The following is a 12893-nucleotide window of genomic DNA, read 5'->3' on the forward strand; positions in this document are numbered from 1 at the left end:
GCGATCCGAGCGTGCTGCCAGAGCCAATCCTTGCAAGTCGGGGGCCAATGGTATGGACCCCGCCCTCGCCGCGGTGGAATCTCGAGCGTCAACTGCAGTGAAGGAGGATATCATGCAGGTCGTTCGGATAGGTCTAGATCTGGCGAAGTATGTCTTCGAAGTTCACGGCGTCGACAACCACGGGAAAGTCGTTGTGCGAAAGAGGTTGCGTCGCGATGCGGTGGCCGGCTTTTTCGCCAATTTACCGGCCTGCCTGGTCGGCATGGAAGCTTCCAACGGGGCCCACTATTGGGCTCGCGTGCTCACGGCGCTTGGCCATCAGGTCCGACTGATCAGTCCTCAGTTCGTGACGCCATACGTCAAGTCAAACAAGAACGACCAGAACGATGCGGAAGCCATCTGCGAAGCGGTCGGCCGTCCGTCCATGCGCTTTGTGCCACCGAAATCAACCGATCAGCTGGCGGTACAGGCTGTCCACCGCATTCGCAGACGCCTGGTCGCCGACCGGGTCAGGCTCGTCAACCAGATTCGCGGTCTTCTGTCCGAGCATGGCATTGTCATTGCCCGTGACATCGCGCAGCTGCGGCGCGGCCTCGCTGTCATCGTAGGGAACATCAATGACGGCCTCAGCGAGATGCTCCGAGCGCTCATGAGGGAATTGCAAGAGGAGTTGTCCGCGCTTGATACCCGCATTGCAGCCTATGACCGACGGATAAGGGAAATCTACCGTACGAATGAGCAGTGCCAGCGGCTCGGCAAAATCGAAGGCGTCGGACCTGTGACAGCAACAGCCTTGATCGCCGCCGTGGGCGATAGAAGCTGTTTCAAGAACGGCCGCCAGTTCGCGGCTTGGCTTGGCCTGGTGCCGAAGCAGCGATCCAGTGGAGGGCGGGCCCGCTTGTTCGGCATCAGCAAACGCGGCGATCGATACCTGCGGACGCTGATGATTCACGGAGCTCGCGCCGCTTTAAGCCGGGCCGCTGGCAAGCAGGATCCGCGAAGCCTCTGGCTCGGCAAAATCCGGCAACGGCGCCATCCCAATGTCGCGGCCGTGGCTCTTGCCAACAAGAATGCGCGGATCGTGTGGGCTATGCTCACAGGCGACGCAGCTTATGAGCCGGCGCTGTCGGTGAAGGCGGCCTGAAGCGAAGCGGCAATCAAGGAAAGGAGGTCTCACCCGGCAATTGCAACAAATGGCAGGAGATGGCGAAACGGTCACCCCGTCGCTTCCCGAACCTGATGTGTGGACCGGCACGGCTTACGCCGATGTCTCGGGGCCGTTGAGGTGGAAGCGGGCGAAAACCATCGAGGCTCGCGGCGGAGACGTTGTCCAGCCGCATCAAGAAGCCGGATATACGTCTGCAGTTGTGACCGTCGATCCTGATCAAGCCGGCCGTTGCAATCGGGCGGGGGCCATATACGTCCACATATGAACCGAGCCGCGCAGCGTCTCGGCCTCGCGGCATCGATCCCTCGCGCTAGAGCTTTGGTGCTCTTCGCCGGGGGCACTCGGGAAAGGGGCTCGCCTGCGGCGATCGCTATCACTGCCCCGTTCCCGGGTGCCGCTATTGAACCGGTCTCGTCGCTGCACTCGGCCCCGCGTGCCCCTTCGGGTCGCTATGCTCACGCTCTCCGGGTGCCATTTTCCGTTGAGGCGATGCGCCGCTGGCGCACGCCTGAATCGGGCCTGCGGCCCTCAGGCAGATTGCGAAGAGGCTGAGAGTAAGAGTGCAGGCTGGTTTTTCCGTGACGGGTTACAAGCTGCGAGAGAGGCTCGCGGTGCCCGTCGCGGAGAATCGCGATGTCAAACCCTAACGCTTGCGCGCGCGCCGGCAAGGACCGGGCGAACATCTATACCGAAATCACCGACAAGATCATCGCAGAACTGGAGGCCGGCCGTATCCCTTGGGTGCAGCCATGGGGAACGGCGGCGATCAAGGCGCCGCTTGCCATGCCGCGCAATGCTTCGACGCTGCGCGGTTATTCCGGAATTAACGTGCTGATTTTGTGGGGTGCCGTTATCGAGTGTGGCTACTCCAGCCAGAGCTGGCTGACCTTTCGTCAGGCGCTCGGGCTCGGCGGCCATGTCAGGAAGGGAGAGCGAGGTACGACCGTCGTCTACGCGGATCGCTTCATTCCCGAGGACGAGCGTCGACGTACCGCAGAGACCGGGGAGGAGCCAGGCACGATCCCGTTTCTCAAGCGCTTTACCGTTTTCAACATAGAGCAGTGTGACGGCTTGCCCGAGGACGTCGCGGGCTCGGTCGTCCCGCCGCCACCGGATCAGATCGAACCGCTGGCGGAATCGCTGATCGCAGCAACCGGCGCCGACTTTCGGATTGGCGGGGTGCGCGCTTACTACAATACGACCGGCGATTTTGTGCAGGTCCCGCCGCCGGCGGCGTATTTCGAGCCGATCAACTGGCATCGGACCGCGTTCCACGAACTGTCGCATTGGAGTGGAGCTGTTTCCCGGCTTGCTCGTGATCTTTCGGGGTCGTTCGGCTCCAAATCTTACGCGCGCGAGGAACTGGTCGCGGAGATGGCGGGTGCATTCGTCTGCGCTTCACTTGGCATCGTGCCGACCGTGCGCCACGCCGACTATATCGGCTCCTGGCTGGAGGTGCTGCGTGAGGACAACCGCGCCGTTGTACGGGCGGCGAGCGCGGCGTCGAAGGCCGCCGATTTCCTGCTCGGCTTTCAGCAACGGCCGATCGCCTCTGTCGACGAGAGCGACGAGGAGGCCGCGTAATGCGTCCCCCGGATGTTCCGGCTTGCCTTCGCGGCGGGCCTCAGAGAGTGAGAGGACGGGCGGTGCAGTTCGTGACGGGTTGGAGGTCGAGAGAGAGTCTTTCGGCCGCCCGTCGCGGAGAATCCGACATGGCTAGCGCCATTCAGAAGATCAAACTCAGTCCATCCCGGGACATTCCCTTCAACAAGCTGGTCTTGAGCCAGTCCAATGTTCGCCGGGTCAAGGCTGGCGTCTCGATCGAGCAACTGGCCGAGAGCATTGCGCAGCGTACCTTGCTACAAAGCCTCAGCGTCCGTGCCGTCGTCGATGCCGACGGCACGGAGACCGGCATGTTCGAGGTTCCTGCGGGCGGGCGGCGGTACCGCGCCCTTGAACTGTTAGTGAAGCAGAAGCGCATGGCGAAGACCCAAGCGGTCCCCTGTGTGGTCAGGGATTGCGGTGTCGCCGAGGACGACTCGCTTGCGGAAAACGACGAGCGCATCGGCCTGCATCCACTCGATCAATTCCGCGCGTTCCGAATCCTCCGCGATGGCGGTATGGGCGAAGAGGAGATCGCCGCGCGGCATTTCGTGGCGCCGGCGATCGTCAAGCAGCGCCTGCGCCTGGCGTCGGTTTCGCCAAAGCTGCACAACGTCTATGCCGACGACGGCATGACGCTGGAGCAGCTCATGGCCTTTGCAGTCACTGGCGATCATGCGCGTCAGGAGCAGGTTTGGGATAATGTGAGCCGCTCCCAGAACGACGAGCCGTACCAGATCCGCCGGATGCTTACGGAACAGACGGTCCGCGCCTCCGACCGACGGGCCCAATACGTCGGGCTCGATGCGTATGAGCAGGCCGGTGGCCTCGTGCTGCGCGACCTGTTTCAGCACGACGACGGCGGTTGGCTGCAGGACGCCGTATTGCTCGACCGCCTCGTAACCGAAAAGCTCAAAGCCCAAGCTGAGACGATTGCGACCGAAGGCTGGAAGTGGATCTCCGTCGCCGTAGAGTTCTCCTACGGTCACACTCAAGGCCTGCGAGAAATCGAAGGCAAGCCTGTCGATCTCTCGCCTGAGGAACAGGCCACCATCGATGCTCTGAGCGCCGAGCAAGCCAAGCTCGAAACCGAATATCAGGATGCCGACGAGCTGCCCGACGAGATCGATCAGCGTCTCGGCGAAATCGAGGCGGCGCTGGCGGCGTTCGAAGACCGGCCAATGCTTTACGATCCGACGGAGATCGCCCGAGCAGGCGTTTTCATCAGCATCGATTCCGAAGGGCGCCTCGCCGTGGATCGGGGTTACGTCCGGCCGGAGGACGAGGTGCAGGCAAGTGATCCTGATGTCGGGCAGGACGCCGACGTGTCGTCGAGCGAAGGTCAAGAGGAGGGCCCTTCCGTCCCGCGCACGGTCATCGCGGTCGCTGGTAGTGCTCCCGATGCCGAGGATGATGATGAAGACGCGGCCAAGCCTCTGCCGGATCGGCTGATCACCGAGCTGACGGCGCATCGCACGCTGGCGTTGCGCGATGCGCTGGCAGAAAATCCTGCGATCGCGTTCCAGGCGGTGCTGCATAATTTCGTGCTGACGGCTTTTTACCGGTTCGCGTCATCCGGAAGCTGTCTCGAGATCGGCCTTCGCACGCCGAACTTTCCAACTCAAGCTCCGGGGCTGAGAGAAAGCGTCTCCGCCAAGGTCGTCGAGGCGCGGCATGAGGCCTGGAAGGCACGGTTGCCGAAGAGCGAGAACGATCTCTGGGATGCGCTGACGGCTCTCGATGGTGGTGCACAGGCGTCGCTGTTCGCCCACTGTGCATCATTTGCGGTCAACGCTGTCTATGAACCGGCTAATCGCTACAATCAGGGCCGTGTCTCCGCTCACGGTGTCCGCACGCGTCTCGACCAAGCCGATGTGCTGGCGCGCGCGGTCGGGCTCGATATGGTTCAGGCAGGGTGGAAGCCCTCCGTCGACAACTATCTCGGCCGGGTCACCAAGCCGCGAATTCTGGAGGCGGTGCGGGAAGCCAAGGGCGAGTCGTCGGCGCAATTGATCGACCATCTGAAGAAGGCCGACATGGCCAAGGAGGCCGAGCGCCTTCTGGATGGCTCGGGCTGGTTGCCGGAGCCGCTGCGTCTCGTCGATCCGGATGCGGCGCCAGTGGGGCAGGAGGGCGAAGCTGGCCCGCTGCCCGAATTCCTCGCCGACGATGAGGATCAGGAGAGCGCCAGCGACGATGATCCGCAACAGCTCGACGCGGCTGAATGACATTAAGGAGCGGGATGGCACGGCCGTCCCGCAGTAGTGTGGGGACCGGCGTGCAGCGCCGGTCCCTATTTTTATGCCCGAGGTCTGAGAGGGAGAGCCGGGCCGGGAAGGGTTTGAGCCGTCGAGGTCAGAGGAGAGCGCCTGGCGGTTCGACCCCTTCCTGCTCTCCTGAGACATCCTGCCATGACCGAATCTCTCGCCGGCGGCGCTGCCGCCGCGCCGCTCTCGTTGCGCGCCGCTGCAACTTTCACCTCCGCCGCTGTCAGGGCCGCGCGACAGCTCCTGACCGAGCTCGAACGCGGCCGGCGCATCGATGCCGCTGTTCTGCGTAGCGCCATGGAGGCTGCCTTCGGCGCCTCGGACACGACTGGGGCCTGGAACTGGAAGACCGCCTATGACGTTTGCGAGGCGGCAACCGTTCTGTTTCTTCGCAAGTTCGGACCGGCCATACGGGCCAGGGCTGGCTCGACGGCTGCCATGCTGCCGATGCTGGCGAAAGTCGCGAACCGTCTGCCGACGCACACGCGGCGTTCCGAGGACAGTCGGGCGCTCCAACAGTTCTCGACGCCGATCCCGCTCGGGCTGGCTGCGTGTACCGCAGCCGGCATTACGCCGGCCGATCGCGTTCTGGAGCCCTCCGCGGGGACCGGATTGCTCGCCATCTTTGCCGAGCTCGCCGGCGGCGCCTTGGTGTTGAACGAGTTGGCCGATACCCGGGCGGGGTTGCTCGACCATCTATTCGCGCGCGTTAACGTCACGCGGTTCGATGCTGCTCAGATCGATGACCACCTCGACGTGAGTGTCGCGCCGAGCGTCGTTCTGATGAACCCGCCGTTCTCCGCGGTGGCGAATGTCGATCGACGGATGGCGGATGCGGCTCTCCGTCACATCGCTTCAGCGCTCGCGCGTCTTCGCGACGGTGGGCGGCTCGTCGCCATCACTGGCGCCAGCTTCGCACCGGATAACCCAGCATGGCGAGAAGCCTTTGTGCGGCTCCAGGAACGCGGGCAAGTAGTATTTTCTGCGGCGATCGGCGGCGCCGTCTACGCGAAGCACGGAACACAAATCGACACACGGCTGCTTGTGATCGACAAGCTGCCCGCTGCCGATTCGACGGCTTTTCCCGCCTCGCGGGGCATGGCGGTCGACGTCGCTACCTTGCTTGACTGGGTGAACCAGCATGTGCCTCCAAGGCTGCCCGTCGTCGTGCCACCGGAGATCGTCGCTATCGAGCCGCCGGCTATGTCACGATTGCTAGGCGCCGCTGCACCAAGACCATCGTCCACTTCGAGAGACGCCGCGCCAGTAGGCGCAGAACTGATCTACGAGACGGTCGAATGGTCCCCGCCGGAATGCGCCCGGCTGACCGATGCGCTTTATGAGGAATACGGACTACAGTCGATCTGCATTCCCGGATCTTGCGCACATCCGACCAAGCTCGTGCAGTCTGCCGCGATGGCGTCCGTTGCGCCACCGAAGCCATCCTATCGTCCGCACCTGCCGGCCAGTGTCATGGCCGACCGAGTTCTGTCGGATGCTCAGCTCGAGAGCGTCATCTATGCCGGCGAGGCGCATTCCGAATTCCTGGCAGGCGGCTCCTGGACGGTCGACACGACCTTTGATGTTGTGGCCGCCGCGCGCGACGGCGCCGAAAATGCCGTCCGCTTTCGCCGCGGCTGGTTTTTGGGCGATGGCACCGGGGCGGGCAAGGGGCGGCAGGTCGCCGGGATTTTGCTCGACAACTGGTTCAAGGGCCGTCGTCGGGCGATCTGGGTCAGCAAGTCCGACAAGCTGATCGAGGATGCGCAGCGCGACTGGTCCGCGCTGGGCATGGAGCGGCTGCTTGTTACGCCTCTGTCTCGGTTTCGCCAGGGCACCCCGGTCCGGCTCTCGGAAGGCATCCTTTTTACCACCTACGCCACGCTACGGACCGACGAGCGTGGCGAAAAGCTTTCGCGCGTCAGGCAGATCGTCGAATGGTTGGGCTCCGACTTCGACGGAGTGATCGTCTTCGACGAGAGCCACGCCATGCAGAATGCAGTCGGGGGCAAGGAAGAGCGCGGCGACCAGGCGGCATCTCAGCAGGGCCGTGCGGGCCTGCGGCTACAGCACGCTTTGCCGAATGCTCGCGTGGTTTATGTGTCGGCGACGGGCGCCACCACGGTGCACAACCTGGCTTATGCCCAACGCCTCGGCCTTTGGGGCGGCGCCGACTTTCCGTTCGCGACGCGTGCCGAGTTCGTCGAGGCAATCGAGGAAGGAGGGGTCGCGGCCATGGAGGTGCTGGCGCGCGACCTCAAGGCGCTCGGTCTCTACGCAGCCCGTTCGCTCTCGTACGAGGGCGTCGAGTACGATCTCGTTGAGCACCAGCTGACGCCGGAGCAGGTTCGCATCTACGATGCCTATGCCGATGCGTTCAGCGTCATCCATAATAACCTTGATGCGGCGATGCGAGCCGCCAACATCACCGGCTCAACGGGAACGCTGAACGGGCAAGCCAAGTCCGCCGCACGCTCCGCTTTCGAAAGCGCGAAGCAGCGCTTCTTCGGCCACCTCCTGACTTCGATGAAGACCCCGTCGCTGGTGCGATCGATCGAGCGCGACCTTGACGTTGGCCACGCCGCTGTTATCCAGATCGTGTCGACGGGCGAAGCGCTGATGGAGCGCCGGCTCGCCGAGATCCCGACCGAAGAGTGGGGCGACGTCCAGGTCGACATCACGCCGCGCGAGTATGTTCTCGACTATCTCGCCCACTCCTTTCCGGTCCAGCTCTACGAGCCCTTCACCGACTCGGAGGCCAACCTCTGCTCCCGGCCTGTATATCGCGACGGCCAGCCGGTCGAGAGCCGGGAAGCCGTCGCACGCCGCGACCGCCTCATCGAGAAGCTTGCATCACTACCGCCGGTACCTGGGGCACTGGATCAGGTCATCCAGCGCTTCGGCACCGAATTGGTCGCCGAGGTGACGGGCCGCTCGCGCCGCATCGTTCGCAAGGGCGACCGGCTAGTGGTCGAAAATCGAGCCGGTTCAGCCAACCTCGCCGAGACCTCGGCTTTCATGGACGACGTCAAGCGCATCCTCGTGTTCTCCGACGCGGGCGGCACGGGGAGGAGCTACCATGCCGAACTGTCAGCTCGGAATCGCCGTTTGCGGGTCCACTACCTGCTCGAGCCCGGCTGGAAGGCCGATGCCGCGATCCAGGGTCTCGGCCGCACAAACCGGACCAATCAAGCGCAGCCACCGTTGTTTCGTCCGATTGCGACAGACGCGAAGGCCGAAAAGCGCTTTCTCAGCACCATTGCCCGCCGGCTCGATACGTTGGGAGCCATTACGCGCGGCCAACGTCAGACTGGAGGACAGGGCCTGTTCCGGCCCGAGGACAATCTCGAAAGCCAGTACGGACGTGATGCGTTGCGTCAACTCTACACGCTGCTCGCGCGAGGCAAGGTCGACGGCTGCTCGCTGGGGAGGTTCGAGGATGCGACCGGTCTGAAGCTCATGGATGCCAATGGGCTCAGGGATGACCTGCCGCCGATCACGACTTTTCTGAACAGATTATTGGCGCTCACCATCGACCTACAGAATGTGCTGTTCACCGCCTTCGAGCAGCTCTTGACCGCTCGGATCGACGGCGCGGTCGCGTCGGGTACCTACGACGTCGGGCTGGAAACGCTCCGCGCTGAAAGCTTTGTCGTCACTGACCGGCGGACGATCCATGTCCATCCGGGCACCGTCGCCGAGACCCGGCTGCTCACGATCACCCAGCGTCAGCGCAATCATCCGGTGCGTCTGGATGAGGCCTTTGCTCGTCTCTCCGATCGCCATGCTGTCCTGCTGATCAATGAGCGCTCGGGGCGAGCTGCCGTGCAGGTCCCTGCGTCAAGCATCATGCTCGACGACGGCGAGATCGAGCGGCGCGTCCGCCTGATCCGGCCGATGGAGCAGCACACGGTCGCCTTGAACATGATGGCGGAAAGCCACTGGGCCGAGGCGGACCGTGAACGTTTTGCCGCGGCCTGGCTGGCGGAGCTTGCGGAGGTGCCCGAGTTCAAGGAGAGCACGATCCACGTCGTGGCGGGCTTGCTGCTGCCGATCTGGAAGCGGCTGCCGAACGAATCGACCCGCGTCTATCGCCTTCAGACCGATACGGGCGAACGCATCATCGGACGCAAGGTCTCTGCTGTCTGGGTCGCAAGCGTCCTTGCGGCGGACGCGCCCGCGCTGACGCCGGACGCTGCCTTTGCCGCGCTGGTGGAAGGACGGACCGTCCTCGATCTAACGGACGGGCTCCAGCTTCGCCGCGTCCGGGTGATGGGCGCATATCGCATCGAGCTGTCGGGATTCAACGATACGATGCGCGATCGCCTCCGTGCTTACGGCCTCTTTGGGGAGATTATCTCCTGGAAGCTGCGCATGTTCGTACCCACGGACGCGAGCGGCATCGAGGTTCTGTCGAGGGTGCTCGACACCTATCCGGTTACGGGCGCCAGTGAGCGGGAGGCCGCGTGATGTCCGGCGCTGGCTCCGAACTGGCACGCCGCCTCGCGCGCGAGGCCGAGGCGGTGTGCCGACACTATCTCTCCAATGGTAAGCGGGCGGGGCGGTACTGGGTGGTTGGCGACGTCCACAACACCCCGGGCCGCTCACTATTTGTGCGGCTCCAGGACTGCCCGAAGGGCCCCGCCGGCAAATGGACCGATGGCGCGACCGGGGAGCATGGCGATCTCCTCGATATCATCCGCGAAACTATGGCGTTGCGAGACTTTCGCCAGGTCGCTGAGGAGGCGAGGCGCTTTCTGAAGCTGCCCCGTTCTGAACAGCAACCCGTTCAGAAACCTATTCGTCAAGGTGTGCTGGCCGGATCGCGGGAAGCCGCCCGTCGACTTTTTGCGATATCCAGACCGATCGAAGGGACGTTGGTGGAGACGTATTTGCAACGTCGTGGAATAAGCCAAATCCACCATGGAAGTAGCCTGCGCTTCCACCCACGTTGCTACTACCGACCGGACGAGCATTTGCCGAATGAGACCTGGCCGGCGATGATAGGCTCTGTCACGGACCTCGAGGGACGGATCACCGGCGTGCATCGCACCTGGCTAGATCCACACGGCTTTGATCGCGTGCGGCTCGGCAAGGCCCCGATCGACACACCACGACGCGCCATGGGCGACCTGCTTGGTAACGCCGTTCGCTTCGGCGTGGTCGACGACGTGCTCGCTGCGGGCGAGGGGATCGAGACCATGCTGTCGTTGCGTTATGTACTGCCGACTTTGCCCATGACCGCTGCTCTCTCGGCCAATCACCTCTCAGCCATGTTGCTGCCGTCTGGCCTACGCCGACTCTATATCGCTCGTGACGCAGATGCCGCCGGGGATGCCGTACAGGCTATTCTCACCCAGCGCGCCGAAGCCGCCGGCATTAAAGCGATCGCATTGTCGCCCCGGCTGGGCGACTTCAACGAGGATCTGCACATCTTCGGCCTCAAGGCCCTCCGAGCAGCGTTGCTACTTCAACTCGTACCGGAGGACGTCGTCCGTTTCCTCCATTCTCCGGCGGTAGCCGCGGAATAACCGGCGCACTTCAATCGGCGTTGAGATCGATCGCGCCGATGCCAATGCCGGAAGAGCACGCGACCACGGCCTTCTAGAGGGCGATCGGACGGCAAGCGGCTCGGGCCGGCAATGGCTGCGTCCGGCTATTTTCCGCCGCGCGCCGGCGACGAGAAGATACATTAGCCATTTGGCGAGCGCGCTTTGCATCGCGAAGCAAAATAGCCGGCCTCCGCCATCCTCCGCTGCGCTTCGGCCCTCCGCTTCCGCCTACGCCCTGCGGGCTTCGGCGGACAAGCTGCTCCGGGTTCTGGCCCGTTCCGCCTGCCGTCTAAGTGATCGCCACGAAGGCCGCGATGGTCGCGGCCGATCCGGCAAAGGATCGCCTCTATGACCGACCACGATGACATCGAACCGCCGCACGCCGCATCTGCGACCGAACACGTTCTTACCGAATTGCAGCTCTTCGGTTACCGCCCCTTCGACGAGCAGCCCGATCCACGGCCGCTTCCCGAGGGCAGGATCATTACCGGTGCCGTCGCTGACATCTTCGATGCCCTGGTCGCCACGTTGAGCGACACGCGGCTCGAGCCCGACCTCGACGATCTGCTCTGGTCGACTGTCAACCTGTTCCATCGTGCCGTCGACCGCATCGGTCGCCAACTCGACGACAACGAACAGGCGCAACAGAAGAGTCAGCGCGAGCAGGACGGTTCCGAAGTTCGATCCGTCGAACTCGAACGCATCACGGCGGAAGGCATCACGCTGATTGAGCGCCGCAACTGCCTGGAGCTCTTCCGTGATCAGGCCATAGAGCGCTTCGAGACTCACACCGGCTCATTCTGGCGCCCCCGATCGGGATCGCTGGTGAACCATCGTACGCTGACGGCAGCGATGATCGACTCTCGCGACTTCATCGCGGCCAAGCGCCGCGCCGAGACCGAGGTTATGCTGCCGGCTGGGCCGAAGATCGCGCTCACCGGAGGGCTCGACTTCAACGACCACCACCTTATCTGGGATCGTCTCGACAAGGTTCATGCCAAGCATCCCGACATGGTCCTGCTCCATGGCAGCTCCCCGAAGGGGGCCGAACTGATCGCATCCAAATGGGCGACGATCCGCAAGGTGCCTCAGATCGCCTTTAAGCCTGATTGGACGAGACATGCCAAGGCAGCACCCTTCAAGCGCAACGATGCCATGCTCGAACTGCTGCCGATCGGCGTTATGCACTTCCCGGGCACGGGCATTCAGGACAACCTCGCCGACAAGGCGAAGCGGCTCGGCATTCCCGTCTGGAGGTTCGGCAGCGCGTGAGCGCCGTCTTCTCGATTGAAGACTTCGAGGCGAAATTGCTCACGCCGCAACTCCGCCTCGTTTCGATCTTACGTCCAGGTCGCGCCGTGGTGGTGGTGGAAGGCGCGACACTCAAATCTATGCACATGGAGCCACCACCATGCTCGCCATTGGGCTTGTTCTCAACACACTCGGCATCGGCCTATTCTGCTGGGCGATTTTCGCGCTCGCAGTGTATGCCCTTCCGTTTTTTGTCGCACTGAGTATCGGAATGACGGCGTTTCAGAGCGGTGCCGGTCTCATCGGCGCGCTGCTTCTCGGAACGGCCGGCGGCGCGTTGACGCTCGTCCTCGGCCGGATCGCGGTTGCCGTTGCTCGGTCCTTGGCCTTGCGCATCGCAATCGCGACAGCATTCGCTATTCCCGCCACCGTCGCCGGCTATCATGTGGCGTTCGCTCTGTCCCAGATCGGTATGCCCTCGCTGGCTTGGCGAGAGATCCTCGCTTGCCTGGGCGCGGTCTGTATTGGGGGCACAACGTGGGCACGCTTGACTGCTTTTGCAGAGCCACGCCCGCTCGAACTGGCTGGGCTGGTGGAGAATCCATCACACCCAGTTCTTCCAACCGCTACGCGCGAGGGATGACCGTTCACCGCCTTCGTCGTCGAGCAGGCTCGCATAGATCGAAGCATTGAACGAGGGATGATCGGGACCTGAGCGGGGAGGGGCAGTCCCCCTCGGGGCCTTGAGCAAGCGCCCCATTTCGGCCGGCCCCACTAAGCCTGCGGCGGAGCAGCGATGTCTCGATCGTTTCTTCGGAGACGATACCACCCTTTGCAGCAGATTGTTTCTCTTTCTGCGCCGAATCGTTTCCATCTCTTGTTCAGCACAACCGAGATACGCCACGTCTTCTCCCGAGATTGCGGTTCAGCACGCGACGCACGTGGCCTCATTGATGGCTTGATCTGGCCGAAGACCGGCTTCGCCTCGATCGTCTGAGCCGCAACGCCGTTGATGCGACTTTCTTCCCCTGGGCTTCGCCCATTCCTCGCGAG

Annotated in this window: 7 protein-coding genes; all 7 read left to right on the plus strand. The window is 63.4% G+C overall.

Features of this window, described 5'->3' with window-relative positions; translation table 11 throughout:
- The first annotated feature begins 112 nt into the window (after positions 1 to 112).
- The 7 genes from FOM02_RS44890 to FOM02_RS44920 all read left to right on the plus strand — a co-directional run bounded on the left by FOM02_RS44890 (position 113) and on the right by FOM02_RS44920 (position 12483).
- Positions 113 to 1144 carry an IS110 family transposase gene (locus tag FOM02_RS44890; RefSeq protein WP_265441221.1) on the plus strand — a complete coding sequence of 344 codons (1032 nt, stop codon included), beginning with the start codon at positions 113 to 115 and terminating at the stop codon, positions 1142 to 1144.
- Positions 1145 to 1801: 657 nt separating this feature from the next.
- A complete protein-coding gene (locus FOM02_RS44895; protein WP_027564004.1) occupies positions 1802 to 2752 on the plus strand; it encodes an ArdC family protein in 951 nt (316 codons plus the stop codon).
- 128 nt (positions 2753 to 2880) lie between these two features.
- Positions 2881 to 4998, plus strand: coding sequence for a ParB/RepB/Spo0J family partition protein (locus tag FOM02_RS44900; protein ID WP_027564005.1), 2118 nt, complete (start codon positions 2881 to 2883; stop codon positions 4996 to 4998).
- A 183-nt stretch (positions 4999 to 5181) separates the two neighbouring features.
- The gene (locus tag FOM02_RS44905; RefSeq protein WP_265441222.1) at positions 5182 to 9507 is read left to right on the plus strand and encodes a strawberry notch-like NTP hydrolase domain-containing protein; all 4326 of its coding nucleotides are present in this window, start codon (positions 5182 to 5184) and stop codon (positions 9505 to 9507) included.
- A complete protein-coding gene (locus tag FOM02_RS44910; RefSeq protein WP_265441223.1) occupies positions 9507 to 10568 on the plus strand; it encodes a toprim domain-containing protein in 1062 nt (353 codons plus the stop codon). Before FOM02_RS44905 ends, FOM02_RS44910 begins: the two co-directional genes overlap by 1 nt.
- 369 nt (positions 10569 to 10937) lie before the next feature.
- Positions 10938 to 11861, plus strand: a complete 924-nt coding sequence (locus FOM02_RS44915) for a DUF2493 domain-containing protein (protein WP_265441224.1) — start codon at positions 10938 to 10940, stop codon at positions 11859 to 11861.
- A gap of 139 nt (positions 11862 to 12000) precedes the next feature.
- Positions 12001 to 12483, plus strand: a complete 483-nt coding sequence (locus FOM02_RS44920) for a hypothetical protein (RefSeq protein ID WP_265441225.1) — start codon at positions 12001 to 12003, stop codon at positions 12481 to 12483.
- Positions 12484 to 12893: the final 410 nt, after the last annotated feature.

The sequence above is a fragment of the Bradyrhizobium sp. SEMIA genome (genome assembly GCF_014844175.1).
Classification (GTDB): Bacteria; Pseudomonadota; Alphaproteobacteria; order Rhizobiales; family Xanthobacteraceae; genus Bradyrhizobium; species Bradyrhizobium arachidis.

Bases quoted from the DNA above. Each gene is read 5' to 3' on its own strand.
- FOM02_RS44890 (WP_265441221.1), top strand. From the start codon at position 113: ATGCAGGTCGTTCGGATAGGTCTAGATCTGGCGAAGTATGTCTTCGAA.
- FOM02_RS44895 (WP_027564004.1), top strand. From the start codon at position 1,802: ATGTCAAACCCTAACGCTTGCGCGCGCGCCGGCAAGGACCGGGCGAAC.
- FOM02_RS44900 (WP_027564005.1), top strand. From the start codon at position 2,881: ATGGCTAGCGCCATTCAGAAGATCAAACTCAGTCCATCCCGGGACATT.
- FOM02_RS44905 (WP_265441222.1), top strand. From the start codon at position 5,182: ATGACCGAATCTCTCGCCGGCGGCGCTGCCGCCGCGCCGCTCTCGTTG.
- FOM02_RS44910 (WP_265441223.1), top strand. From the start codon at position 9,507: ATGTCCGGCGCTGGCTCCGAACTGGCACGCCGCCTCGCGCGCGAGGCC.
- FOM02_RS44915 (WP_265441224.1), top strand. From the start codon at position 10,938: ATGACCGACCACGATGACATCGAACCGCCGCACGCCGCATCTGCGACC.
- FOM02_RS44920 (WP_265441225.1), top strand. From the start codon at position 12,001: ATGCTCGCCATTGGGCTTGTTCTCAACACACTCGGCATCGGCCTATTC.